Genomic DNA, 24,179 nt, shown 5'->3' with positions numbered 1-24,179 from the left:
CGCCTCGGGGGTGCCGGCACCTCAGAGCTGCCGGCGCCTCAGGGGTGCCGGTAGCGGTCCGGGGAGATGTCCCACGGGTCGCGGCCGAGCAGCTCCGCGACGGCGCGGAACACGTAGCTCTCGATCAGCATGCGCTGGTGCCACTCGTCGCGGCGGTGCAGCTTCGCCAGGCGCTCGATCGGCACGCGGTAGAGCGTGATGCGGCGCGCGGCGTGGTCGACGCGCCACCGCGCGATGCCCGTGCCCTGCAGCCGGTCGGGGTCGACGTCGGGAGTCGCCGCGACGTCGACGCGGATGCCGGCGAGCTCCTCCGGCCAGGTGCCGCGGAGGTAGTCGAAGGCCGAGCCGATCGTCGCCTCGAAGAAGTCGGAGCGGGTCTGCAGCAGGGGGAGGTGCGGACCGGTGATCGGCCCTCGTGCGCCGCGGCCGTGCCGGTCGCGGGAGCCTCCGCGCGACCCGCTCGTCGGGCGAGCGGCGGAACGACGAGCACGGGGCATGGCTCCAGCCTATTGCTACTGTGGGCGGCGATGACCGGACGGCACTGCTCGCGGACGGGCTGCCGCGCGCAGGCCGTCGTCACGCTGACCTACGACTACCGCGACTCGCTGGTGGCGGTCGGGCCGCTGAGTCCTGCGCCGGATCCGCACGGCTACGACCTCTGCGCCGAGCACGACCGGCGGCTCCTCGTCCCGCGCGGCTGGGAGACCGTCCGCTACGGCGCGGGGCCCGCCTAGGCCGCTGCCGCGCGCGTCAGGGCCGCTCGGGGAAGCCGCGCGGCGTGCTCGAGAGCACCGGGGCCAGCCGCTCGAGGCGCTGGTCGGAGAGGAGAAGGGCGCGCTCCTCCCGCGCCCGGCGGAGGGCCGCCACGGCGAGGAGGAAGTCCTCCGCGGGCGCGGCGGGCAGCGGGGAGACGTGGACCGCGGTCTCGTCGGCCAGCGCGGCGGCGAGCTGCGAGCGCGAGGGCTCCGTCATGCCGTGGCGCTGACGGAGGAACTGCGCCAGTCGGCGCGCCAGTGCGTCGGGGAGGCGCGCGGTGTCCGCCGTGACGGCCCAGCCCCGCAGCGGCTCCGGGATCTCGACGACCAGCGGCTCCGCGCGGGGAACGCGCTCGAGCTGGCTGTGCGTGCCCGCGAGGACGTCGCCGAGACGGCGCGATCGGCGCGAGAGGAGGCCGACGACCGCGGCGAGCCCGCCGAAGGTCATCAGGATCTCGAGGACGCCGGTGAGGCCGCGCACGAGGGCGTGCCGGAAGCCGATGGAACCGCCGTCGTCGCGGACGACGCGAGCGCCGACGGTGAGCTTCCCGAGCGAGCGGCCGCGACTGGCCGTCTCGACGGTGACCGGCACGATCACCACGGCGATGACGAGGGCCGCGATCGCCACGGCGGCCGAGGCGGCGGGGTCCAGGCCGCCGTCCCCGGAGAGGGAGGAGACCAGCAGGAACAGGCCCAGCGCGAGCAGGAGCTCCGCGATCAGGTCGATGATCGCGCCGACCGCGCGGAGCACGAACGAGGTGACGGGCACCTCGAGCGCGATCGCCTCGCCGGTGACCAGGTCGGCGTCGTCGAACTCGGTGCGCTGCTCCTCCACGGTGCTCCTCCCGGATGCTCGGCCTCGGCGGCGTGCCTGGCTATCCTGTCAGGAGATGGACATCGACGCTCTCTCGGCCGCCCGCACTGCGCAGTGGACCCGCCTCGACGAGCTCTCGCGCAGGCGCCGCCTGACCGGAGCCGAGGCGGACGAGCTGATCGAGCGCTACCAGGCGGCATCCGCGGACCTCGCCACGATCTCCTCCACCGCCGGATCGACGGCCGTCGGCACGCGGCTCGCCGTCTCGCTCTCGCGGGCTCGGGGACGCCTGACCGGCACGCGAGACGAGCCGCTCGCCGCGGTCTCCCGCTTCGTCGTCCTCTCGCTCCCGGCCGCTCTGCACCGGCTGCGCTGGCTGACGCTCGCCGTCGCCCTCGCGACCGCGGTGGTGGCGACGCTCTACGCGCTCTGGATCCTCGGCGACCCGCGCCTGCTCGCCGCGCTGGGCGACGACGAGGAGCTGCGGCGCTTCGCCCGAGGCGACTTCATCGACTACTACTCCGAGAACCCCGCCGCCTCGTTCGCCGGGCAGGTCTGGACCAACAACGCCTGGATCGCGGCGCAGTGCGTGGCCTTCGGGATCGTCGGCGTCTACGTGCCGTACATCCTGCTGCAGAACGCGCAGAACCTCGGCACGTCGATCGCGGTGATGTTCCATGTGGGGGAGGGCGACACGTTCTTCCTCTACATCGCGCCGCACGGCCAGCTCGAGCTGACGGCCGTGTTCGTCGCCGCGGCCGCGGGACTGCGGATCTTCTGGGCCTGGATCGCTCCCGGCGCGCGCACCCGCGGCCAGGCGCTCGCCGAGGACGCGCGGAGCCTGTTCACGGTGGCGATCGGCCTGGTCTTCGTGCTGCTCGTCTCGGGCGTGATCGAGGGGTTCGTCACTCCGGCGCCCTGGCCCTGGTGGCTCAAGATCGGGATCGGGGCGCTCGCCCTCGGCGCGTTCCTCTTCTACATGATCGTCGTCGGCGGGCGCGCGGTGCGGGCGGGGGAGACGGGCGACCTCGACCGGTTCGAGGCCGGGTCGCGGAGCATCGCGGCCGGCTGAGCCGAGCCGGACGAGCACGGCCGTCGAGTCGCGCTCCCGGGAGCGGCGACGGCCCCTCTCGCAGGTCAGAGCCGTCCGGCCGCCTTGAGGGCGAGGTAGCGGTCCGCGAGCGCCGGCGGGAGCGCGGAGGGGCTGCCGAGCACGACGTCCCCGCCGAGACGGCGGACGGCGGCCGAGAGCCGGTCGACGTCCGCGAGCGAGCGCTCCGCGGCGGCGGCGGAGTAGACCGCGGCCCGGTCGCTCCGGTCCTCCGCCATCCGCTGCAGCTCGGGGTCGAGCGCGCAGGCGACCACGACCGTGTGCACGCGGGTGAGCTGCGGGAGCACCGCGAGGAGCCCCTCCGCCGAGCCGACCGAGTCGAGCGCGGTGAGGAGCACCACCAGCGAGCGCTGGGAGACCAGGGTGCGCACCTGCGCGGGGACCGCCGCCCAGTCGGTCTCGATGAGCTGGGGCTGCACGGGGGCGAGGGCGTCCACGACGCGGGTCAGCACCTCCGTGCCGGTGGCGCCGTGCACGCGGGCTCGCCGGGTGCGGTCGAACGCGAGCACGTCGACCCGGTCGCCGGCCGAGGCCGCGAGGGCCGCCAGGAGGAGCGACGCCTCGATCGCCGTGTCCAGGCGCGGCTCGTCCTCGATCCGTGCGGCGGACGTGCGGCCCGTGTCGAGCACGACGATCACGCGCCGGTCGCGCTCCGGGCGCCAGGTGCGGACGACCGGCTCCCGGCGCCGCGCGGTCGCCCGCCAGTCGAGCGAGCGGACGTCGTCGCCGCGGACGTACTCGCGCAGGCTGTCGAACTCGGTCCCCTGGCCGCGGATCATCACGCTGGTCCGCCCCTCCAGCTCACGCAGCCGCGCCAGGCGCGAGGGCAGGTGGCGGCGGGAGCGGAAGGCGGGCAGCACCCGGACGACGGCCGGCGCGGCCCGCGTCGCCTGGCGGCCGGCCATCCCGAGCGGCCCGCGGGAGCGGATGGTGACGTGGAGTGCCCGGCGCTCGCCGCGGCGGATCGGCTCCAGGACCGTGGTCACCGCGCGGCGCTCGCACGGCGGCAGACGCAGGGGCGACCGGGTCTCGAGGGCACCGGCCGAGGGCTCCCAGGCGTCGCGGAGGACCCCCGTGATCCTCCTGCGGCCGGTGCTCGTGACCAGGAGGGTCGCCTCGGCCCTCTCGCCGAGCCGCACCCGGTCCGGCACCCGCCGCTCGAGCACCACGGCCCGGGGCGAGCCCGCGACCGCGACGTCGATCCCGACGAGGACCGCCCAGGCCAGGAGCCAGAGGCCGAGCACGGCGAAGGCGACCTCGGGGCGGCCGCCCAGGAGGACGACCGGCACCAGGCCGACGAGGAGGACGAGGACACTGCGTCCGGTGAGGTGCACGGCTCAGACCGGGACGCGGACCTGCTGCAGGATCCCGCCCAGGACGGCCTCGGTGCGGACGCCCTCGAGCTCCGCCTCCGGCTCCAGCTGGATGCGGTGGCGCAGCACGGGCAGGACCATCGCCTGCACGTGGTCGGGGGTGATCGAGCCGTAGCCGTTGAGCCAGGCCCAGGCGCGGGACGCCGCGAGCAGGGCGGTCGAGCCGCGGGGGCTGGTGCCGAGCTTGACGCTCGGGCTCTCGCGGGTGGCGCGGGCGAGGTCGACGATGTAGCCGAGGACGTCGGGACCGGCTCCGACTCGCCGGGCCGAGGCCTGGGCGGCGCGCAGACGGGCGGCGTCGAGCACGGGTCGCACGCCCGCGGCGTCGAGGTCGCGCGGGTCGAAGCCCGCGGCGTGGCGCGAGAGCACCTCCACCTCGACGTCGCGCGGCGGGATGTCGAGCACGAGCTTGAGCAGGAACCGGTCCAGCTGGGCCTCCGGGAGCACGTAGGTCCCCTCGTACTCGACCGGGTTCTGGGTGGCGGCGACGAGGAACGGGTCCGGCAGAGGCAGGGTGCGCCCGTCGACGCTGACCTGGCGCTCCTCCATCGCCTCGAGGAGCGCGGCCTGGGTCTTCGGCGGCGTGCGGTTGATCTCGTCCGCCAGCAGGAGGTTCGTGAAGACCGGGCCCTCGCGGAAGGCGAAGCCGGAGGTGGAGGCGTCGTAGACGAGGGAGCCGGTGATGTCGCCGGGCATCAGGTCCGGCGTGAACTGCACCCGGCGGGTGTCGAGGCCGAGCGAGACGGACAGGGCGCGCACGAGCAGCGTCTTCGCGACTCCGGGGACGCCCTCGAGCAGGACGTGGCCGCCCGCGAGGAGGGCGATCAGGAGCCCGGAGACGGCGCCGTCCTGGCCGACGACCGCGCGGCCGACCTCGGAGCGGACCCGGTCGAGCTCGGCGCGCAGGTCGTCGTCGGAGACCGGCGCTCCGTCGCGGGCGGAGGGGGTGGTGTCGCTCATCGGGAGGGGCCTTCCGGTCGTCGGGCGGTCGTCGGGGAGAGGGCGGCGCGGAGCGCGCTCTCGAAGCGGAGGAGCTCGTCGGAGGCGGCGACGAGGGCGGCGTCGTCGCCCGGCAGGTCGTCGACGAGCAGACGGCGCAGCGCGGCCTGATCGCGGCCGAGGCGCTCGGCGGCGACGGCGACGATCTCGTCGACCCCGGTCGCCGGAGCGAGTCCCAGGAGCGCGGCCGTCCGCCGGAGGGTGCCGATGCGCAGTGCGTCGAGGGCGCGGGGCCGGAGGGCTCCGCGCGCGTAGAGCCGCGCGCGGCCGCGGGCCGTCTCGCTCGCATGCACGACGACCGGCAGCGGCTCGACCGCGAGCGGGCCGAGCCGGCGGCCGCGCCAGACGGCGGAGGCGACGAACACGGCCACCAGCAGCAGGAGAGCCGGAGTCACCCAGCCGGGGGCGAGGTCGGCGGGTGCAGGGGTGGTGCTCGCCGAGTCGGCGGCTCCGGCGCGGTACCAGACCAGCCGGTCCTCACCGCCGAGCAGTCCGAGTGCGAGAGCGGCGCGGCCGTCCTGGCCGATGGTGCCGTTGCGGAGGAGGTCGGCGTCGCCGATCGCGGTGACGTCGGCGCCCTGCGGGAACCCGGTGCTCACGAGCAGGAAGCCGTCGTCGCCTGAGGGGAAGCAGCCGACCGCGTCGCCGTCGTCGAGGATCCGGTACGTGTTCCCTCCGGCGGGGAGCGTGCCGGCGCGCTCAGCCGCGGGGAGCGGGCACTCGGCGCGGAAGGGGCCGTCGCCGGCTGGGGAGCCGGCGAAGCGGACGTCCGGCAGCAGGGCGTCGAGCGCGGCTCCTCCCGGGGTCACCAGGACGAGCGAGGCCGAGGCGCGGGCGAGCCGGCGGTACTTCCCCTCGTCGAGGGCCACGTCCGGGTCGTCGACGAGCAGTGTCGCGTCCGGGGAGGAGGCGGCGAGAGCGGAGTCCAGGTCGTCGGCGCGGACGACCTCGACGCCCTGATCGCGCAGCACCTGGGCGAGCGCGCGGGCGCCGTCCGGGGTCGCGCTGTCGACGTCGAGGTCCGGGGCGGCCACCCGGGTCCCGGTCGCGACGGTGAGCAGCAGAGTGCCGACCGCGACGATCACGAGCAGGAGCACCCACACCCGTCCGCGGCGCAGCAGCGCGCCGAGGGTCTGGCTGGAGACCGTGTCGGCGCTCACCGGGGCGCCGCCAGGGCGTCCAGGACCGGCGAGGCCGCGGCGAGCTCGCGGTCCAGAGCCGCGACCCGCTCGTACTCGGCCGGGCCGCAGGGCTGCCCGAGGTAGCGCACGCGGTCGAAGTCGTCGGCCGTGCGGCGCAGCGCGGCGGCGGAGGAGGGGAAGGCCGCGGAGGCGCGCGACGCCAGGCCGAGCGCGGTGGTGCCGGGCGAGACCCGCAGGACGGTCCGCTCGTCGAGGGAGCGCACCAGGGCGCGGAAGCGCTCGACGAGCGCCTCGTCCCAGTCCCCGCGGGCGGCCGCGGCCTCGGCGAGCGAGCGGAGGATCGCGGCCGAGCGGGTTTCGTCGTCGGCGAGCACCGCTCCCGTGACGGTGCTGCGGCGACCGGCGCGGGGCCGTCCCGCGATGACGAGCGCGGCGACCACGAGCGCCACCAGCACCAGCACGCCGATCACGGCGGCGATCGGCACCGGCGGGCCGTCGCCCTGCAGCGTGAGGGAGGCGAACCAGTCGCGCACCGCCTGCACCACCCGGTCGAAGAGGGTCGGCTCGGCCGCCCGGTAGCGCGGGTCGGCGAGCTCCTCGAGGAGGAGTCGGCGCGCCTGCTCCGCGTCGGGCTCGAGAGGGGCCGCGGCGAGGATCACGGGCGCTCCGGCACGGGGAAGGGATCGGGGGAGGGGCGGCCCGCCGCGCGCTCCTCGACGTGGCGCATCAGCACCAGGTCGAAGCCCTCGCGGCGCATCCGTCGGTCGAGGTAGACGAGGCCCGTCACGGCCGACTGGAGCACGGTGCCGACGGCGCCGATCACGAAGCCCACGGCGACGGAGGCGATCGTCACCACGAGCGAGGTGACGAGCTGCGCGTCCGGGTCGGTCGGGGCGATCAGGGCGCCGGCGATCGGGATGAGCAGGCTGAACGGCGTGGCCACGATCTGGCCGGCGACCTGGATGATCACGGTCATCAGCGCGAGCGCGCCGAAGGTGCGCCAGAAGCCGCCCGCCACCAGCCGCCAGGAGCGCGCCACCGCACGGCGCAGCGGCAGCCGCTCGACGACGATCAGGCTCGGAACCAGGGCGAGCTTCGTCGACAGCCAGACCCCCAGCCCGAGGGCGACCAGGCCGGAGCCGACGAGCACCAGGATCCCGCCGACGATCGCGCTCGACGTCCCGTCCATCGCTCCGATGACGAACAGCGGCACGGCGAGCGCCACGGCGAGGAGCACCAGGAGGAGGTAGCCGACGCCCTGCAGGACCGTCCAGCCGATCAGCGCCCAGAAGCGGCCCCGCAGCCGGGCGAGCAGCTGTCGGAAGGTCGCCCGCTCGCCGAGGACGCCGCGGGTGACCTCGAGCACGACCACGCCCTGCACGAGGGCACCGCTGGCGAGCGAGACGGCGAGGGGGATGAGGGCGGCCAGGACCACGACCGCGAGGGAGCCCGCGCCGACGGCGTCGCGGTCGGCGGACTCCGCCTGCGCGATGCGCCCGACGGCGAGCACCGCGATCAAGCCGTAGACCGCCAGGGCGAGCACCGACCCGAGGCCCTGCACCAGCAGGGCGACGCCCAGGGTCGTGCGGGGGCTGCGGCGGAGGACCTGGAACGGGGCGCCGAGCAGGGTACCGAAGCCGAGCGGGCGCAGCGGCACGAGACCGGGCTTGGGCGGGGGAGTCCAGCCGGGCGCTGGGCGTCCGGGCGACCAGGGGCCGGCGCCGGCGGGCGACCAGGAGCCCCCGGCGGGACCGGGTGGTACGGGGCCTGCGCTCGGCGGCGCGGGCGACCAGGCCGGGGCGACGGGAGCGGGCAGCGGCCTGCGCCGGTCGCCGTCCTGCGCCGGGACGGCCGCGTCGTCCGGACGCCCTGCGGGCGGGGGCCACTGAGCTGCGTCGGTCATCCCCTCCATGCTGTCACAGGCGTGCGGGCGGGGTCTTCCCCCGAGCGGACCCCCTTCGCCCGCAGAGCCCGCTCCCCGCCCACGGAGAGGTGCGTCGGTTAGCCTGGGTCGGGTCACCGTGCGCGCCGTGGGCGGGCGCGACCCGAGACGAGGAAGAGCAGACCGATGAGCGCGCGCATTCTGGTGGTCGACGACGACGCCGCCCTGGCCGAGATGATCGGCATCGTCCTGCGCGCCGACGGGTACGATGTCTCCTTCTGCGCGGACGGCTCCGGCGCCCTCGAGGCCTTCCGGCGGGCCCGGCCGGACCTGGTCCTGCTCGACCTGATGCTGCCCGGGATCGACGGGATCGAGGTGTGCCGCGCGATCCGCGCCGAGTCCGGAGTCCCCGTCATCATGCTGACGGCCAAGTCCGACACCTCCGACGTCGTGCAGGGCCTCGAGTCCGGCGCCGACGACTACATGGTCAAGCCGTTCGACCCCAAGGAGCTCGTCGCGCGGATCAGGACGCGCCTGCGTCCCGCCACCGCCGCCGCGAACGCGGTGCTGCAGGTCGGGGACCTGAGCCTCGACGTCGCCGGCCACGAGGTCCGCCGCGGCGAGACGCGCATCGGCCTGACCCCGCTCGAGTTCGACCTCCTCCTCGCCCTCGCCTCCAAGCCCCAGCAGGTCTTCACCCGCGAGATGCTGCTCGAGCAGGTCTGGGGCTACCATTACAAGGCCGACACCCGCCTCGTGAACGTGCACGTCCAGCGCCTGCGCGCCAAGGTCGAGAAGGACCCGGACGACCCCCGCATCGTGATGACCGTGCGCGGCGTCGGCTACCGCGCCGGCGCCGTCCTCCCGGGCTGACCGTGCCCCGCCTCGCCGCTCCCGACGTGCGCCGGTGGCCCCGCCGCGTGCTCGGGGTGTGGCGCACGTCGCTGCAGTTCCGCGCGGTCGCGATCACGGTCCTGCTCAGCGGCATCGCCATCGGCTCGACCGGCGTCTACCTCTCGTACAGCATCAGCGACAACCTGTTCCAGTCGCGGCTGACGCAGGTCACGGGCGACACGTCGCGCGCGACCCGGGCCGCGCAGGGCTACCTCGACGCCGCCACCGTCTCCACCCGCCAGGACATGGAGGAGGTGATGAGCTCGGTGCGCACCGCCGTCCGGGACGCCTCCTCCTCCGCGCTGATCGCCGTCGTGCGCTCGCCCGACCAGGAGGCGTCCTCGCTGGCGCCTCAGGACATCTACAACCGCGAGCTGCAGAACGGCGTGATCAGCGACGCGCTGCGCGAGCGGGTGCAGGCGGGCTCCGACGGGCAGTACTGGCAGTCGGTGACGCTCGACGCCTCCGGTCAGCAGCAGCCCGGCATCCTCGTCGGCTCGACCCTCGAGCTGCCGAGCTCGGCCGGGCGCTACGAGCTGTACATCGGCTACTCCCTCGCGGACGCGGAGCGCACGCTCCAGTTCGTGCAGCAGGTGCTCAACGTGGCGGGGATCCTGCTCATCCTGCTGATCGGAGCGGTCAGCTGGGTCGTCGTGCGGATCGTCGTCGCCCCGGTCCGGGTCGCGGCCGAGACGAGCCAGCGCCTCGCCGCCGGCGACTTCGACGTGCGGATCCCCGAGCGGGGCCAGGACGTGATCGCGACCCTCGCCCGGTCCTTCAACGGCATGGCCGACAGCCTGCAGGACCGGATCAGCGAGCTCGCGACGCTCAGCCAGGTCCAGCAGCGCTTCGTCTCGGACGTCTCGCACGAGCTCCGGACGCCGCTGACGACGATGAAGCTGGCCGGGGACGTGCTGTACGACCAGCGCGAGGACTTCGCCCCGGTCGCCGAGCGCACGGTCGAGCTGCTGCACAGCCAGATCGACCGCTTCGAGAGCCTCCTCGCCGACCTGCTCGAGATCTCCCGCCACGACGCGGGATCGGCCGAGCTCGAGCTCGAGCCGGTCAACCTGGTGAAGCTGGCCGGCGACGAGATCGAGGCGATGCGGGGGATCGCGGAGGCGAACGGCTCCCGGCTCACTCTCTCCGCCCCGGGCGGCTACTTCGACGCCGACCTCGATCCGCGCCGCATCCGCCGGATCGTCCGCAACCTGCTGGGCAACGCGATCGAGCACGGCGACGGCCGCGAGGTCGTCGTCACCGTCGACAGCAACGCCAGCGCGGTCGCCCTCGCGGTGCGCGACTACGGGCACGGCATGAGCAGCGAGGAGGTGGTGCGCGTCTTCGACCGCTTCTGGCGCGCCGACCCGTCCCGCCGCCGCACGCTCGGCGGCACCGGCCTCGGCCTCTCCATCGCGCAGGAGGACACCGCCCTGCACCACGGCTGGCTGCAGGTCTGGTCCGTGCCCGATCGCGGCGCCTGCTTCCGCCTGACCGTGCCCCGCCACCGCGGCGAGCGGATCGAGGCCTCGCCGCTCCCGCTGCCCCCGGTCGACGCGGGCGAGCAGGCCTACAGCGGCCCGATCGTCCTCCCGCCGCTGCAGGCTCCTCCGGTCGGGGCCGCGGGGGTGCTCCCGTGAGGCGCGGCGTCCTCCGCGCCGTCGCGGCCGCCGCGCTGCTCGCGCTCGGGCTGGCCGGGTGCGCCGGCATCCCGCGGGACGGCGACGTCGGAGTCGGACGGCCCGACACCGCGCCGCAGGACCTCCAGTACGACTTCCTCCCGTCGGGACCCGCCGTCGGTGCGTCGCAGCGCGACATCCTGACCGGCTTCATCGACGCCGCGTCGAGCCCGCAGAACAACTACAAGATCGCCCGCGAGTTCCTCTCCACCGGAGCCGACTGGACGCCGGGCGAGCACGTCACGGTCGACGAGGGCCAGCGCTCCGCCTCGCCGCAGTCGGGATCCACGCTCTCGCTGACGATCACGCCCGTCGCCGAGGTCGACGCGACCGGCGTCTACACCGACGTCGCCACCACGGCCGGCCTGACCCTCGACTACGGCTTCGTCCAGGAGAACGGCGAGTGGCGCATCAGCGCGCCGCCGAGCGGCGTGGTGATCGACCGCACCACCTTCGAGCAGGTCTTCTCGACGCACGCGCTCTACTTCTTCGACCCCGGATACCAGTACCTCGTGCCGGACCTGCGCTGGTTCGCCTCGCGCGCCGACAGCTCCACCAGCACCACGATCGTCACGGAGCTGCTGCGCGGCCCCACACCGTGGCTGCAGGACTCCGCCGCCGTCGTGTCGGCCTTCCCGACCGGCACGACGCTGGCGGCCGAGACCGTGCCGGTCGAGTCGCAGCGCGCCGTGGTGGACCTGAACCCGGCCGCTCTCGAGGCCGATCCGGCGCAGTGGCGGCTGATGGCGCTGCAGCTGAACCGGAGCCTCGCGAACGTCTCGAACGTCACCGGAGTCGCGCTCTCCGTCGAGCAGAACCCGATCGACGTCCCCTCCGAGGTCACCGGGCTGCCGACCTCGCCCCGCGTCGACACCCGGCCGCTCGTGCTGACCGACGACGCTTTCGGATTCCTCGGCTCCTCCGGGCTGGCCGGCCTCGGGATCTCGGATCGGATCGAGGCGCTGCAGCCGCGGGCCGCGGTCCTCGGCGAGCAGCGCGGGGCCGACTCGGACGCGTCGGCCGCCGTGCTCACCGCCGCGGGCGTGAGCCTCGTGGAGCCCGACGGCGCCGACGTCCTCCTCGACGCGCGGTCGGGCCTCGTCGCGCCGACGATCGATCCGCTCGGGTACGTGTGGTCCGTGCCGTCGGCCTCGCCCGGGCAGCTGGTGGCGTACTCCGCGGACGGCTCGCGCTCGATGCAGGTCGCGACGGCCTGGAGCGAGGTAGAGTCGCTCGCCTCGATCGCCGTGTCGCGCGACGGCACCCGGATGCTGGCGCTCGCCCAGGACGGGCAGCAGGCGACGGTGCTGGTGGCCGGCATCACCCGCTCACGGGACGGCGACCCGGTGGCGGTCGGCGAGCCGGTCGTCCTCCGCTCGACCCTGGGGACCGCGGTCGCCGCGGCCTGGACGGACGAGCTCGACGTGGTGTCGGTCGTGCGCGGCTCGACGGGGGAGGACGCCGTCACGATGAACCTGCTCGGCGGAGGCGCCACGGCGCTCGGCACGACGACGGGCACGGTCCAGATCGCCGCGGGCAACACCTCGACCCAGGTCCGCATCCTCGCCGAGGGCGGGGAGCTCCGGCAGCAGCGGGGCTCGGCCTGGCAGACGACCGCGACGGACATCCGGCTGCTCGCGGCGCAGACCGGCATGGGGTCCTGACCGGTCCTGTCGGCGGCGACGAGCCCTGTCGACGACGGAGCGCTCCCCGGATGCTCCTCCCCAGGCGCGTCGGGCGGGCGGATCGTCCCGATCCGACGGATCCACCCCCCGCGCCGCGGCCCGGACGGCGAACGTGGAGGCATGCTCTCCGATCACCTGCTCGACGCCCTCGCCGTCCTCCTCCCGCTGGAGTGCCCCGCCTGCGGAGAGCCGACGAGCCGGGCGCCCTGTCCGGACTGCTCGGCCGACGCGGCCGCCTCGGCCTGCCTGCTGACCCGCGTCGTCGGGCCGCCGGACGATCCGCTCCTCGTCGTCACCGGTGCCCCCTACGAGGGCACGGTGCGCCGCCTCGTCGTCGCGCTGAAGGAGGAGGGCCGCACGGCCTGCCTCGCCCCGCTCGGCGCGCTGCTGCGTCCCGCCCTGGGTGCGGCGCTCGCCGGCAGCCCCGCGATCCTGGTCGTCCCGCCCGGCTCCTGGCTCGGCCGCGTGCGGCGGGGCGCCGATCCCGTCGCGCAGCTGGTCGCCGCGGCGGGAGGGCGGGCGGCGCGTCCTCTCCGGCGGTCGCGGATGGTCCGCGACCAGGTCGGGCTCGGCCGCATCGAGCGGCGCGGCAACCTCGACGGGGCGTTCCGCGCCTGCCGTCCGCTCTCGTCGTGGCCGCCGGTGGTCCTCGTCGACGACGTGGTCACCTCCGGCGCGACCCTGCTCGAGCTCCGGCGCGCCGTGCGTGCGGCCGGCGGGACGGTCCGGGCCGCGGCGGCCCTGGCCGGCACCGCGCAACGAGGAGGGAACGTAGCAGCAGAATCCGGACGAACTCCCGGTGACGATCCGGTGGCCGGGGTCTACGGTGGGGGCACGGCGTGAACGGTCCGCCCCGGAGAAAGGCGGCACGCCGTACTCGACTGGGAGGTTGTCATGGACATCGACATCACAGGACGCAACATCGACATCACCGATCGCTTCCGCGCGTACGCGACGGAGAAGTCGGACAAGGTGGCGCACCTCGCCGATCGTGCTCTCGCACTCGAGATCAAGGCGAGCAGGCACGCCGAGGGCAAGGGCTCGGCCGGCGGCGACCGCGTGGAGCTGACGCTGATCGGCAAGGGGCCCGTGGTCCGGGCCGAGGCGAGCGGAGCCGACAAGTACGCGGCGTTCGACGTCGCCATCGGCCGGCTGCTCGAACGGGTGAGACGCGCCAAGGACCGGAAGAAGGTCCATCGGGGCCAGCATCGGCCGACCTCGCTCCGCGACGCGGCCGCCGACGACTTCAGCGTCGTCGCCATCCAGCCGGCCGACGCGGCGGTGCTGGAGCAGCTGAGCACAGGCGTCATCCCCGTGCAGGAGGCGCCGGAGCCGGTCGAGGACGAGGTCGAGGAGCCGTACTGCCCCGTCGTCATCCGCAAGAAGGTCTTCGCCTCCGTCTCGATGACCGTCGACGACGCCGTGGACTACATGGAGCTGGTCGGACACGACTTCTACCTCTTCATCGACTCCGACACGAACCGCCCGAGCGTGGTCTACCGCCGCAAGGGCTGGGACTACGGCGTCATCGGCCTCGGCGACGAGGCCGACGAGCTCGCCGAGCAGGCCGCCGGCTGAGATCCGACCCCGGGCCCCGGAGCATCCGCTCCGGGGCCCTCCCCGTGCCCAGGCAGGGAGTCCGCCCAGGGCGGACGCGTCGCCCCGACCGCTCGCCGCCCGCCCCGGCTAGGCTGGTCGCGGTCCGCGCTCCGGCGCGCGACTCCTGTCTTCTACTTTTTTGGAGTACCCCGTGGCCTCTGTCCTCGAAAAGGTCCTTCGCGTCGGGGAGGGGCGGGTCATCCGCCGCCTCGAGAACTACGCGAAGGCCGTCAACGCCCTCGAAGAGGACTTCACGCACCTCAGCGACGAGGAGCTGAAGAACGAGACCGTCGAGCTGCGCGAGCGCTACTCGAACGGCGAGTCCCTCGACGACCTGCTGCCGGAGGCGTTCGCCGCCGTCCGCGAGGCCTCGCGCCGGACGCTCGGCCTCCGCCACTTCGACGTGCAGCTCATGGGCGGCGCCGCCCTGCACCTGGGCAACATCGCCGAGATGAAGACCGGAGAGGGCAAGACGCTCGTCGCGACCCTCCCGGCCTACCTCAACGCGATCGCCAGCCGCGGCGTGCACATCGTCACGGTCAACGACTTCCTCGCGTCGTACCAGTCCGAGCTGATGGGGCGTGTGTTCCGCGCCCTCGGCATGACGACCGGAGTGATCCTCTCGGGCCAGACCCCGGAGCAGCGCCGTGAGCAGTACTCGGCCGACATCACCTACGGCACGAACAACGAGTTCGGCTTCGACTACCTCCGCGACAACATGGCGTGGCAGGCGCAGGACATGGTCCAGCGCGGCCACTTCTACGCCATCGTCGACGAGGTCGACTCGATCCTCATCGACGAGGCCCGCACCCCGCTGATCATCTCCGGACCGGCGTCGGGCGAGGCGAACCGCTGGTTCGCGGAGTTCGCCAACCTAGCCATGCGCCTCGACGAGGGCGAGGACTTCGAGGTCGACGAGAAGAAGCGCACCGTCGGCGTCCTCGAGCCCGGCATCGAGAAGGTCGAGGACTACCTCGGCATCGACAACCTCTACGAGTCGGCGAACACCCCGCTGATCTCGTTCCTCAACAACGCCATCAAGGCGCGCGCGCTGTTCAAGAAGGACAAGGACTACGTCGTGCTGAACGGCGAGGTCCTGATCGTCGACGAGCACACCGGCCGCATCCTGGCCGGACGCCGCTACAACGAGGGCATCCACCAGGCCATCGAGGCGAAGGAGGGTGTGCAGGTCAAGGCCGAGAACCAGACACTGGCCACCGTCACGCTCCAGAACTACTTCCGCCTCTACGCGAAGCTCTCCGGCATGACCGGAACGGCCGAGACCGAGGCCGCCGAGTTCATGTCGACCTACAAGCTCGGCGTCGTCCCGATCCCGACGAACCGCAAGATGCAGCGGATCGACAACGCCGACCTCGTCTACAAGAACGAGCAGGTCAAGTTCGCCCAGGTCGTCGAGGACATCGCGGAGCGCCACGCGGCCGGGCAGCCGGTCCTCGTCGGCACGACCAGCGTCGAGAAGAGCGAGTACCTCTCGCGCCTGCTCGCCAAGAAGGGCGTGCGCCACGAGGTCCTGAACGCCAAGAACCACGCGCGGGAGGCGGCCATCGTCGCCCAGGCCGGCCGCCTCGGCGCCGTCACCGTCGCGACCAACATGGCCGGTCGAGGCACCGACATCATGCTCGGCGGCAACGCCGAGTTCCTGGCGGTCTCCGAGATGACGGCCAAGGGCCTGAACCCCTCCGAGACCCCGGAGGAGTACGAGGCCGCGTGGGACGAGGTCTTCGCCGCCGTCAAGGAGAAGGTGGGCGAGGAGGCCGAGAAGGTCCAGGCCGCCGGCGGCCTCTACGTGCTCGGCACCGAGCGCCACGAGTCGCGCCGCATCGACAACCAGCTCCGCGGACGCTCGGGCCGCCAGGGCGACCCGGGGGAGAGCCGCTTCTACCTCTCGCTCACCGACGACCTCATGCGCCTGTTCAACTCCGGCGCCGCCGAGGCGCTCATGGGCCGGGGCAACGTCCCGGACGACATCGCCATCGAGTCGAAGGTCGTCTCGCGCGCCATCCGCAGCGCCCAGTCGCAGGTCGAGGCCCGCAACGCCGAGATCCGCAAGAACGTCCTCAAGTACGACGACGTCCTCAACCGCCAGCGCGAGGCGATCTACTCGGACCGCCGCCACATCCTCGAGGGCGACGACCTGCACGAGCGCACCCAGAAGTTCCTCGTCGACGTGATCGACGAGATCCTCGAGGTGCACACCGGCGACGGCAACGGCGACGACTGGGACTTCGACGCCCTCTGGACCGAGCTGAAGACGCTGTACCCGATCAGCCTCACCATCGACGAGGTGGTGCAGGAGGCGGGCAGCCGCGGCCGCATCAACAAGGAGTTCATGCGCCGCGAGATCCTCTCGGACGCGCAGCTCGCCTACCAGCACCGCGAGGAGCAGCTGGGCTCTCCCGCCATGCGCGAGCTCGAGCGCCGCGTCGTGCTCTCGGTGATCGACCGCCGCTGGCGCGACCACCTCTACGAGATGGACTACCTCAAGGACGGCATCGGCCTGCGCGCGATGGCCCAGCGCGATCCGCTGGTCGAGTACCAGCGCGAGGGCTTCGCCCTGTTCCAGCAGATGATGGGGCAGATCCGCGAGGAGACCGTCGGCTTCCTCTTCAACCTCGAGGTCGAGGTGACCCAGAAGCAGGGCGAGGTCGCCGGAGTCGCGGCCAAGGGCCTCGCTCAGCCGGTCGCTCCGGCCGAGAAGCTCAGCTACTCGGCCCCGAGCGACACCGGCGGCGTCGAGGTCCGCGACCAGCGCGGACAGGTGCAGCAGGCGGCCACCGCGAAGGCCCGCGCCGAGGAGGCCCGCAAGGCGCTCCCCGAGGGCGAGGCGGAGGAGACTCCGACGACCGGCGCCTTCGGCCAGAAGCCGGGCGGCTCGGACGCCCCCGCCAACCGCGAGGAGCGACGCGCGCAGTCCAAGCGCCGCTGAGTCCTCCCCGGACGACGCCCTCGGCCCCGGTCCCGCAGCAGCGGGTGTCCGGGGCCGTCGGCGTTCCTGCGGAGGCTCGGAGCCCGGCCTCGCCCGCCGTCAGGACTCGCCGCGCGCGAGAGCCGAGACGAAGCCGCCGGCGAAGGTGTCGCCGAGGCCGATCGTCGTCGGCCGGTCCGTCTCGAGGACGAGCCCGGGGACGCAGCAGGCCTCGAGCGCCGACTCCACCGCTGCGCACACCGCTTGCGAGCCGGGCTGGGGAGGGAGTCCGCCGATGTGGTCGTAGTCGGCGGCGGTGAAGCCGTCCCCGAGGAGGTCGCGGAGCTCGGTCGCGCGGATCATCTCGTCACCGCCGCCCCCGGAGCTCGAGGAGGCCCTGCGCGACAGGGGAGTGGAGATCGTGCTCCCGGCCGGTGCGGCCGTCCGGGAGCGCTGACCCGCTCCTCACAGCACGTTGATCGCGGTGGCACGCCAGCGCGCGTCCGTGCCCTCGAGCCGGATCGCGACGGCCCGGCTCCGTGCGCGGTGATGCACCAGGACCACTCCCTCGACGACGCCGTCCCGCGGCTCCGTGACGATCACCCGTCCGACCGTGAACGGGACGCGCTGCGCCGTCCGCTTCCGCAGGCTGCGGGCGCGGGCCGCGAGCACGACCCGCTTCTGCAGGTGGTGGTAGACCTCGTCGCTCAGCCACCGCGCGATCTGGTCGATCTCGCGCGAGCCCTCCAGGATCTCGATCACGAGGTGCGTGAGCCGGGCGAGCAGGGGCTCCGGGTCGGGCAGCTCCGCGCGGGTCGCAGGCTGCGGGGCGAAGAACTCCGCGAGGGTGAGCCGCTCCACGGCCGCCTCGGGGTCGAGGGGGAGGGTGCGGTAGTCGAAGGCGTGGAGGGGAAGGCTCATGCGGCGATCTCCTGGGGCAGGACGAGCTGTTCACGGGTCCGGGTCACCTCTCTGCTCGACGGGCGGGGCGCGCTGGGTCGGCACGCGAGGACGAGCTCATCGAAGCAGTCGAGGGATGCTCATGGAGTGCAGAGGCGCAGACTGTGGATAATCGTCGGCCGTCCCGAGCTGTGGACAGCGAGCCCGGCGTGCACCGCCCGGCCGCGCCCTAGGCTTGTCGGGTGTCGACCCTCAGTGACCTCGTCCTCTCCCACGGCCGATCCGACGAAGCGGACGTCGAATGGCTGCACCTGCTCGTCGGCGACCTGCAGCTGCTCGCCGACCTGGCCTTCGCCGACATCGTGCTCTGGGTGCCCACGGCCGACGACAGCTTCGTCGCCGTCGCCCACGCGCGCCCCAGCAGCGCGGCGACGCTCTTCTACCGCGACTTCGTCGGGCAGAGGATCAAGTCGGAGTGGCGCGCCCAGGTCGTCGAGGCGTTCGAGACCGCGCGGATCGTCGACACCTCCGCCCCGGACTGGTTCGAGGAGACGCCCACCCGCGTGCGCGCGGTGCCCGTCCTGCGCCGCCTGGGGGCCTCCGACGGCGGGACGACGGACCGCCCCATCGCGGTCGTCACGCGCCACACCAACCTCAGCGAGACGCGCACGCCGAGCCGGCAGGAGCTGACGTTCAACGACTGCGCGAACGACCTCTTCTCGATGATCGCCTCGGGCGACTTCCCCGATCTGGGCGCGCCGACCGGTCCTCGCCGCGGGGCGCCGCGCGCGTCCGACGGCCTGATCCGCCTGGACGTCGACGGCGTCACCACGTTCGCGAGCCCCAACGCCCTCTCGGCGTTCAACCGCATCGGCTTCGCCGACGAGCTCGAGGGGGAGTCGCTCGCCGAGGTCACCACGAAGCTGATCGCGGGGAAGGTCGTCATCGACGAGTCGCTCCCGCTGGTCGTGACCGGCCGGGCGCCGTGGCGCACCGACATCGAGGCCCGCGGAGTGACGGTGTCGCTGCGCGCGATCCCGATCCGCGACCGCGGCGAGCGGGTCGGCGCCGTCGTCCTGTGCCGCGACGTGACGGAGCTGCGCCACCAGGAGCGGGAGCTCATCACCAAGGACGCGACGATCCGCGAGATCCACCACCGCGTGAAGAACAACCTGCAGACCGTGGCCTCGCTGCTGCGGATCCAGGCCAGGCGCACCCACTCCGACCTCGCCCGGGAGGCGCTCACGCAGGCGATGCGCCGCGTCGCCGCCATCGCGGTCGTGCACGACACGCTCTCGGAGGGGCTGAACCAGAACGTCGACTTCGACGCGGTCTTCGACCGGGTACTGCTGCTGATCGCCGAGGTCGCCTCGACCCACAACACCACGGTGCACCCGAAGCTGACGGGGAGCTTCGGCAATCTGCCCAGCGAGTACGCGACTCCGCTCGCCCTCGCCCTGACCGAGCTGGTCACCAACGCCGTCGAGCACGGCCTGGCCGGACGGGAGGGCGACGTGGAGATCGTCGCCTCGCGCAGCGATGACGAGCTCACGGTGAAGGTGCGCGACACGGGCGTCGGGCTGCCGGAGGGCAAGGTCGGATCGGGCCTGGGCACGCAGATCGTGCGCACGCTCATCCAGGGCGAGCTCGGCGGCACCATCGACTGGCACACGCTGGTCGGGCGCGGCACCGAGGTCACCATCGAGGTGCCGCTGCGGTGGCTGGAGCGCGCCCGCTCCTGAGCCCGGAGACGACGCGACCCCCGCTGCCGAGAGGCGACGGGGGTCGGGATCGTTCGTGCCGCCGAGCGGCTCGTGCGCCTAGGAGGCGCGGCGTGCGCGGGCGGCGCGGCGCTTCAGGGCGCGACGCTCGTCCTCGCTGAGGCCGCCCCACACGCCCGAGTCCTGGCCGGTCTCGAGGGCGTACTGGAGGCAGACCTCGGTGACGGTGCAGCGTGCGCACACCGACTTCGCCTTCTCGATCTGGTCCACGGCCGGGCCGGTGTTGCCGACCGGGAAGAAAAGCTCGGGGTCTGCGGTGAGGCAAGCGGCCTTGTCGCGCCAGTCCATGCGGGTGCTCCTTGTGTGAAGGCGTGCGTGGAGGAACCACGCAGTGTTCGGGTGGGATGATCGATCCACGCCGACGATCCCGACCAGTACTCGACCTCCGCGCCCTCACCGGCGCACGCCACGAGGCCCCGTGCTGGAGCGCGGGGTGGATCGGGGTGGTGGACGGGAGAACGCTCGGTTCTTGCCGGTGCACTCGACGCGATGCGTGAGCACTGCGTCGGCCACCCGGCTCCAGTGCTGGTCATCCGGCTCGCCCCCGTGCCTGACGGCGCGGCGGGATCGGATGTTCACATCGGCGGAAACCCACGACCCTGTGAGCGGTGAAACGAACTGGACTAGCCTGTCACGGGGATGAGCCCGAATCAAGAGTCCTGGATGGGATGTGCCTGTGACCGCTGACGCGAACGGGTCCCGCGGACCCCGCCCGACCGCCTCCCGGCCGCTCGGTCTGATGGTGCTGATCGCGGTCCTGGCCCTCGAGACGCTCGCCGTCGCCGGGGTCGCGGCGTGGCTCGTGCTCGAGCTGCTGACGACCCGGGCCGACACGGTCGGCGGAGGGATCGCCATCGTCGTCCTCGCGCTGATCGCCGTGTGCTGGGCCGCCGCGACGACGCTCGGCGCCGTGCGACGGCGCGGCTGGATGCGCGCGTCGGCGCTGACGATCCAGCTGGTGATGATGGCCGTGGCGCTCGGCGCCTTCCAGGGCCAGTACGCCGTGCCCGACATCGGCTGGGCGCTGCTGGCGCCGGCCGCGGTGGCCGTCGTCGCGCTGTTCCTCCCGAGCGTGGTCGCCGCCACTCGTCGCGATCCGGCCGTGTAGCCGGACGGCTGGCGCGCCGCCGCTCGCGGGTGCGACGCTGGAGGGACCCCCTCCTCGACACGGAAGCGACGCGCATGGACTCCACCCGACTCGGCTCCAGCGGCCTGCAGATCTCCTCGATCGTCCTCGGCTGCATGAGCTTCGGCGCTCCCGACCGCGGTGCCCACGGCTGGAGCATGGGCGAGGAGGAGTCGCGGACCTTCCTCCGGCGGGCGCTGGAGCTCGGCGTCACCACGTTCGACACGGCGGACGTCTACTCCGACGGCACGAGCGAGGAGTTCGTCGGCCGGGCGCTCGCGGACTTCGCGGTCCGCGAGGAGGTCGTGATCGCCACGAAGGTCCACGGGCGGATGCGCCCCGGCCCCAACGGCGGCGGCCTCTCGCGGCGGCACATCCTCAGCGCGATCGACGACAGCCTCCGGCGTCTCGGCACGGACTACGTCGACCTCTACCAGATCCACCGCTGGGACCCCGAGACGCCGATCGAGGAGACGATGGAGACGCTCCACGACGTCGTCCGCTCGGGCAGGGCGCGCTACATCGGCGCCTCGAGCATGTGGGCGTGGCAGTTCGCGAAGGCGCAGTACACCGCGGATCTGGGCGGCTGGACGCGGTTCGTCTCGATGCAGGACCAGTACAACCTGATCCAGCGCGAGGACGAGCGCGAGCTGCACCCCTTCTGCGTCGACCAGGGAGTCGGCGTGATCCCGTGGTCGCCGCTCGCCCGGGGCCGGCTCACCCGCGACTGGGACGAGACCACGGCGCGCACCGAGACCGACGTCTTCGGCGGCACCCTCTACCGCCAGCAGGAGGAGGCCGACCGGCGGACCGTCGCGACCGTCGCACGCATCGCCGAGCAGCGCGGCGTGCCCCGTGCGCAGGTGGCGCTCGCCTGGGTCCAGCAGCAGGAGGCGGTCACCGCTCCGATCGTCGGAGCCACGAAGCTCCACCACCTCGACGACGCGGTCGCGTCGCTGGACGTGGAGCTGACCGCCGACGAGCTGGAGGCGCTGGGCGCCGACTACGCACCGCGCGCCAACGAGGGGTTCTGATCAGGCCGATGCGCCACCGCTGATCCGCCCGAGCGGTCTCCGCTATGTTTCCTCTCGAAGATGACGGAAGCTCGGATCGGGAGGCGGCATGGCGAGGAGTGCCGGGGATCCGTTGGGGGCGCGCTACCGCCTGCTCGAGCGGATCGGCTCGGGTGCCGCGGGCGAGGTGTGGCGCGTCGCCGACGCGCAGGGGCCGGACCGCGCGGCGAAGCTCCTCCGCGGTGAGCACGTGCACGACGCGGGCCTGGTCGAGCGGTTCGTCCGTGAGAGGTCGGTGCTCACCCGTCTGCGACACCCGCACGTCGTGGAGGTGCTCGACCTCGTCGTGGAGGGGGAGACGCTCGGGATCGTGATGGAGCTCGTCGGCGGCGGATCGCTGCGGGAGCTGCTGCGGGACGAGGGCACCCTCCCGGCGGTCGATGCGCTGCCCGTGGCGGCCTCGATCCTCGACGCTCTCGCCGCCGCGCACGCGATCGGCACGGTCCACCGGGACGTGAAGCCCGACAACGTCCTGCTCGCGGAGGGTGCGGACGATGCGGGCTCCGCCGTCCGCGTCTCCGACTTCGGCATCGCTCACGTGGTCGCCGAGGGGCCGCGCGCGACGACGGGCGTCATCGGGACGCCGGAGTACCTCTCGCCCGAGATGCTCGCCACCGGACGAGCCGGTCCGCCGAGCGACGTCTACTCGACGGGGATCCTGCTCTACGAGCTGCTGTGCGGCCGGACCCCGTTCGCGGGCCCCGGCGCCGACGTCGCGGTCGCCTACCGGCACGTCGCGATGCTCCCGCCGCCGCTGGAGCTGCCGCCGCGGCTCGTGTCGCTCCTGGACCGGATGCTCGCGAAGGATCCGGCGTCGCGGCCGACGGCTGCGGAGGCGGCGGGGATCCTGCGACGCCTCTCCCCGGCGCTGGCCGGGCTGCCGGCGCTGCCGCTTGCGGCGGGCGCGGCGGAGTTCGAGGAGGCCGAGCGTCCGGGCACGGTCCTCCGCGGGATGGCGGTGGAGATGTCGTCGGAGCCGGTGGAGGAGGGGCCCGCTCCCGAGCTCGGCCCGTCGTCGCAGGCGACCGTGCTCCGCCCGGTGCCGCGCCGCGAGCTGCGCCTGGCGGAACGGCCGTTCGAGGCTCCAGCTCGGCGGGGGCGCGGCGGACGTCTGCGGATGATCCTCGCCGCCCTCGGCGCCGGCGTCCTGCTCATCGGGGCGGTGCTCCTCGCCGTCCAGCCGCGCGGCGGCGGAGCACGGGCCTCGGCGCCGGATGCCGACCTGTCGGCCCGGCAGCAGGACCGGCCGCTGCCGACGGGCCTCGGAGTGACGCGATCGGCCACCTGGGACGCGGAGCGACGGGCCGTGGTCGTCGAGATCTCCTACTCCGCCCAGAGCGCGCCCCTCTCGGGGTCCTTCCTCGAGGTGCTGCCGGGCCCGGACGCCGCGGCGGCGTGCCCCGCGGCCAGCTGGTCCGGAGTGACGGCGGTGCGCAACCGGCCGAGCGTCACCGGAGTCGGGGTCGGCTGCGGTTGGAGCCTGACGGACCTGCACGTCCCGGCGCAGGGGATCGTCGACGTCACGGCGACCGTGCCGATCGCGGTGGCCGAGCAGAGCGCCCTGGACGGGTGGCTGGCGGCGGCAGCGTCTGCGACGGCACAGGCCGTGGCCGACCCTGCGGTCACCGGGACGGCGTATCCCGTGCAGCGGCTGCGGGATGTGCGGATCGAGACTCCCGCGCGGACGGTCGGCCGGACCCCGCTGCCGGTGACGCTGGTGCCGGTCTGGCCGAGCGGGGCCGACCCCGTGAACCCCCTGCTCGCGACGCCGTCGTCCGCGCCGGCGAGCAGCATGCTCGACGCGATCGCGGGCGGAGTGGAGGGCGTGCGGTTCAGCGACGGCTGCGGCGGCGCGGTCGCCGTGTCGTCCGACGGGCTGACGGTGACCGCCCTCACGGTGACTCCGTCCTGCGAGCTGCGCGCCCGAGTGGGCGCGTTCTCGGACCTCTCGAGCAGTCCCTTCGCGATCACCACTCGCGAGTGAGTCGACCTCCCGCGCCAGTGTCGAGCCGTCGACGCCACGCGAGCCGTTTGTGCTGTCTTGCCTTCTACCATGACGAGACATCCTCATGAAACGACGGTGGAGTGGGGAGCGGGCGGGACGGTCCCGTCCGCAGGGGTAGAAAGGTGTGATCCATGTCACGTGTTCTCTCGACCGACGAGGCGAAGTCCGCGATCCAGCAGATCCAGTCGATCGTCAACGGCGGCCTCGCCGATCAGATCAGCCGGCTCGACGCACAGGGGCGGACACTGTCCGATCCGAACGTCTGGGACGGTCCGCTGGCCTCGCAGTTCCGCTCGTCGACCTGGCCGGAGACGAAGTCGGCCCTCGAGAAGGCCAAGCAGGAGCTCGAGGAGCTGCGCAGCCAGCTGGCGACGATCTCGCAGAACATCTTCGCCGCCGGCGGAGGGAGCTGACCGGCCGTCCCGCCCCTGCGTG

23 protein-coding genes are annotated in these 24,179 nt (G+C 73.6%); 13 read left to right on the top strand and 10 right to left on the bottom strand.

Features of this window, described 5'->3' with window-relative positions:
* Window positions 1-38 precede the first annotated feature (38 nt).
* The gene (locus C5C29_RS01380; protein ID WP_104224142.1) at window positions 39-497 is read right to left on the bottom strand and encodes a metallopeptidase family protein; all 459 of its coding nucleotides are present in this window, start codon (window positions 495-497) and stop codon (window positions 39-41) included.
* A 30-nt stretch (window positions 498-527) separates the two neighbouring features.
* On the opposite strand from C5C29_RS01380, the gene C5C29_RS01375 reads away from it, so the two are divergent.
* Window positions 528-734 (top strand): DUF3499 family protein, encoded by a 207-nt coding sequence (locus tag C5C29_RS01375; protein ID WP_104224141.1) that lies wholly within the window; start codon window positions 528-530, stop codon window positions 732-734.
* Window positions 735-750: 16 nt separating this feature from the next.
* On the opposite strand, the gene C5C29_RS01370 is transcribed toward C5C29_RS01375, so the two are convergent.
* Window positions 751-1,590: an RDD family protein gene (locus C5C29_RS01370; protein WP_104224140.1), complete on the bottom strand. Its 840-nt coding sequence runs from the start codon at window positions 1,588-1,590 to the stop codon at window positions 751-753.
* Between the two features lie 55 nt (window positions 1,591-1,645).
* Here C5C29_RS01370 and C5C29_RS01365 point away from each other — a divergent pair, with 55 nt between their 5' ends.
* On the top strand, window positions 1,646-2,641 hold the full coding sequence (locus tag C5C29_RS01365) for a stage II sporulation protein M (RefSeq protein ID WP_104224139.1): 996 nt from the start codon (window positions 1,646-1,648) through the stop codon (window positions 2,639-2,641).
* A 65-nt stretch (window positions 2,642-2,706) separates the two neighbouring features.
* Here the strand turns inward: C5C29_RS01365 and C5C29_RS01360 are convergent, their stop codons facing one another.
* The 5 genes from C5C29_RS01360 to C5C29_RS01340 are packed head-to-tail and all read right to left on the bottom strand — an operon-like array spanning window position 2,707 to window position 8,097.
* Window positions 2,707-4,014: a DUF58 domain-containing protein gene (locus C5C29_RS01360; protein ID WP_104224138.1), complete on the bottom strand. Its 1,308-nt coding sequence runs from the start codon at window positions 4,012-4,014 to the stop codon at window positions 2,707-2,709.
* A gap of 3 nt (window positions 4,015-4,017) precedes the next feature.
* On the bottom strand, window positions 4,018-5,013 hold the full coding sequence (locus C5C29_RS01355) for a MoxR family ATPase (RefSeq protein WP_104224137.1): 996 nt from the start codon (window positions 5,011-5,013) through the stop codon (window positions 4,018-4,020).
* Window positions 5,010-6,212 (bottom strand): DUF4350 domain-containing protein, encoded by a 1,203-nt coding sequence (locus C5C29_RS01350; RefSeq protein ID WP_104224136.1) that lies wholly within the window; start codon window positions 6,210-6,212, stop codon window positions 5,010-5,012. Before C5C29_RS01350 ends, C5C29_RS01355 begins: the two co-directional genes overlap by 4 nt.
* Window positions 6,209-6,853, bottom strand: a complete 645-nt coding sequence (locus C5C29_RS01345) for a DUF4129 domain-containing protein (protein ID WP_104224135.1) — start codon at window positions 6,851-6,853, stop codon at window positions 6,209-6,211. Before C5C29_RS01345 ends, C5C29_RS01350 begins: the two co-directional genes overlap by 4 nt.
* Entirely contained in the window at window positions 6,850-8,097 is a 1,248-nt protein-coding gene (locus tag C5C29_RS01340) for a hypothetical protein (protein WP_146082260.1), read from the bottom strand. Before C5C29_RS01340 ends, C5C29_RS01345 begins: the two co-directional genes overlap by 4 nt.
* Window positions 8,098-8,262: 165 nt before the next feature.
* Here C5C29_RS01340 and mtrA point away from each other — a divergent pair, with 165 nt between their 5' ends.
* The 6 genes from mtrA to secA all read left to right on the top strand — a co-directional run bounded on the left by mtrA (window position 8,263) and on the right by secA (window position 16,880).
* Complete coding sequence (mtrA, locus tag C5C29_RS01335; RefSeq protein ID WP_104224133.1) at window positions 8,263-8,949, top strand: MtrAB system response regulator MtrA; 687 nt, start codon at window positions 8,263-8,265, stop codon at window positions 8,947-8,949.
* 2 nt (window positions 8,950-8,951) lie between these two features.
* Window positions 8,952-10,610, top strand: coding sequence for an MtrAB system histidine kinase MtrB (mtrB, locus tag C5C29_RS01330; protein ID WP_244229464.1), 1,659 nt, complete (start codon window positions 8,952-8,954; stop codon window positions 10,608-10,610).
* The gene (locus C5C29_RS16950; RefSeq protein ID WP_181074965.1) at window positions 10,607-12,313 is read left to right on the top strand and encodes an LpqB family beta-propeller domain-containing protein; all 1,707 of its coding nucleotides are present in this window, start codon (window positions 10,607-10,609) and stop codon (window positions 12,311-12,313) included. Before mtrB ends, C5C29_RS16950 begins: the two co-directional genes overlap by 4 nt.
* A gap of 141 nt (window positions 12,314-12,454) precedes the next feature.
* Complete coding sequence (locus tag C5C29_RS01320; RefSeq protein WP_104224132.1) at window positions 12,455-13,177, top strand: ComF family protein; 723 nt, start codon at window positions 12,455-12,457, stop codon at window positions 13,175-13,177.
* A 51-nt stretch (window positions 13,178-13,228) separates the two neighbouring features.
* Window positions 13,229-13,912: a ribosome hibernation-promoting factor, HPF/YfiA family gene (gene hpf / locus C5C29_RS01315; RefSeq protein ID WP_104224131.1), complete on the top strand. Its 684-nt coding sequence runs from the start codon at window positions 13,229-13,231 to the stop codon at window positions 13,910-13,912.
* Window positions 13,913-14,084: 172 nt separating this feature from the next.
* Window positions 14,085-16,880: a preprotein translocase subunit SecA gene (gene secA, locus C5C29_RS01310; RefSeq protein ID WP_104224130.1), complete on the top strand. Its 2,796-nt coding sequence runs from the start codon at window positions 14,085-14,087 to the stop codon at window positions 16,878-16,880.
* A 99-nt stretch (window positions 16,881-16,979) separates the two neighbouring features.
* Here the strand turns inward: secA and C5C29_RS01305 are convergent, their stop codons facing one another.
* Window positions 16,980-17,222, bottom strand: coding sequence for a hypothetical protein (locus C5C29_RS01305; protein WP_104224129.1), 243 nt, complete (start codon window positions 17,220-17,222; stop codon window positions 16,980-16,982).
* Window positions 17,223-17,324: 102 nt separating this feature from the next.
* Entirely contained in the window at window positions 17,325-17,780 is a 456-nt protein-coding gene (locus tag C5C29_RS01300) for an Rv3235 family protein (protein ID WP_219812326.1), read from the bottom strand.
* A 221-nt stretch (window positions 17,781-18,001) separates the two neighbouring features.
* Here C5C29_RS01300 and C5C29_RS01295 point away from each other — a divergent pair, with 221 nt between their 5' ends.
* The gene (locus C5C29_RS01295) at window positions 18,002-19,501 is read left to right on the top strand and encodes a sensor histidine kinase (protein WP_104224128.1); all 1,500 of its coding nucleotides are present in this window, start codon (window positions 18,002-18,004) and stop codon (window positions 19,499-19,501) included.
* Window positions 19,502-19,579: 78 nt separating this feature from the next.
* On the opposite strand, the gene C5C29_RS01290 is transcribed toward C5C29_RS01295, so the two are convergent.
* Entirely contained in the window at window positions 19,580-19,828 is a 249-nt protein-coding gene (locus C5C29_RS01290) for a WhiB family transcriptional regulator (RefSeq protein WP_055788231.1), read from the bottom strand.
* A gap of 388 nt (window positions 19,829-20,216) precedes the next feature.
* On the opposite strand from C5C29_RS01290, the gene C5C29_RS01285 reads away from it, so the two are divergent.
* The 4 genes from C5C29_RS01285 to C5C29_RS01270 all read left to right on the top strand — a co-directional run bounded on the left by C5C29_RS01285 (window position 20,217) and on the right by C5C29_RS01270 (window position 24,157).
* Complete coding sequence (locus C5C29_RS01285; protein ID WP_104224127.1) at window positions 20,217-20,648, top strand: hypothetical protein; 432 nt, start codon at window positions 20,217-20,219, stop codon at window positions 20,646-20,648.
* Window positions 20,649-20,722: 74 nt separating this feature from the next.
* A complete protein-coding gene (locus tag C5C29_RS01280; protein ID WP_104224126.1) occupies window positions 20,723-21,700 on the top strand; it encodes an aldo/keto reductase in 978 nt (325 codons plus the stop codon).
* 88 nt (window positions 21,701-21,788) lie between these two features.
* Window positions 21,789-23,723, top strand: a complete 1,935-nt coding sequence (locus C5C29_RS01275) for a serine/threonine-protein kinase (protein ID WP_104224125.1) — start codon at window positions 21,789-21,791, stop codon at window positions 23,721-23,723.
* Between the two features lie 152 nt (window positions 23,724-23,875).
* A complete protein-coding gene (locus C5C29_RS01270; RefSeq protein ID WP_104224124.1) occupies window positions 23,876-24,157 on the top strand; it encodes a pyrophosphorylase in 282 nt (93 codons plus the stop codon).
* Window positions 24,158-24,179: the final 22 nt, after the last annotated feature.

The sequence above is a fragment of the Rathayibacter sp. AY1H2 genome, assembly GCF_002931985.1.
Classification (GTDB): Bacteria; Actinomycetota; Actinomycetes; order Actinomycetales; family Microbacteriaceae; genus Rathayibacter.
The sequence above is the reverse complement of the archived record's forward strand: the minus strand, read 5'-3'. Positions and strand labels throughout refer to the sequence as shown.

Excerpts from the sequence above, each read along its gene's own strand:
- C5C29_RS01380 (WP_104224142.1), bottom strand. The coding sequence starts at position 497 with ATGCCCCGTGCTCGTCGTTCCGCCGCTCGCCCGACGAGCGGGTCGCGC.
- C5C29_RS01375 (WP_104224141.1), top strand. The coding sequence starts at position 528 with ATGACCGGACGGCACTGCTCGCGGACGGGCTGCCGCGCGCAGGCCGTC.
- C5C29_RS01365 (WP_104224139.1), top strand. The coding sequence starts at position 1,646 with ATGGACATCGACGCTCTCTCGGCCGCCCGCACTGCGCAGTGGACCCGC.
- C5C29_RS01355 (WP_104224137.1), bottom strand. The coding sequence starts at position 5,013 with ATGAGCGACACCACCCCCTCCGCCCGCGACGGAGCGCCGGTCTCCGAC.
- C5C29_RS01340 (WP_146082260.1), bottom strand. The coding sequence starts at position 8,097 with ATGACCGACGCAGCTCAGTGGCCCCCGCCCGCAGGGCGTCCGGACGAC.
- mtrA (WP_104224133.1), top strand. The coding sequence starts at position 8,263 with ATGAGCGCGCGCATTCTGGTGGTCGACGACGACGCCGCCCTGGCCGAG.
- C5C29_RS01320 (WP_104224132.1), top strand. The coding sequence starts at position 12,455 with ATGCTCTCCGATCACCTGCTCGACGCCCTCGCCGTCCTCCTCCCGCTG.
- hpf (WP_104224131.1), top strand. The coding sequence starts at position 13,229 with ATGGACATCGACATCACAGGACGCAACATCGACATCACCGATCGCTTC.
- C5C29_RS01305 (WP_104224129.1), bottom strand. The coding sequence starts at position 17,222 with ATGATCCGCGCGACCGAGCTCCGCGACCTCCTCGGGGACGGCTTCACC.
- C5C29_RS01300 (WP_219812326.1), bottom strand. The coding sequence starts at position 17,780 with ATGAGCCTTCCCCTCCACGCCTTCGACTACCGCACCCTCCCCCTCGAC.
- C5C29_RS01290 (WP_055788231.1), bottom strand. The coding sequence starts at position 19,828 with ATGGACTGGCGCGACAAGGCCGCTTGCCTCACCGCAGACCCCGAGCTT.
- C5C29_RS01280 (WP_104224126.1), top strand. The coding sequence starts at position 20,723 with ATGGACTCCACCCGACTCGGCTCCAGCGGCCTGCAGATCTCCTCGATC.
- C5C29_RS01275 (WP_104224125.1), top strand. The coding sequence starts at position 21,789 with ATGGCGAGGAGTGCCGGGGATCCGTTGGGGGCGCGCTACCGCCTGCTC.
- C5C29_RS01270 (WP_104224124.1), top strand. The coding sequence starts at position 23,876 with ATGTCACGTGTTCTCTCGACCGACGAGGCGAAGTCCGCGATCCAGCAG.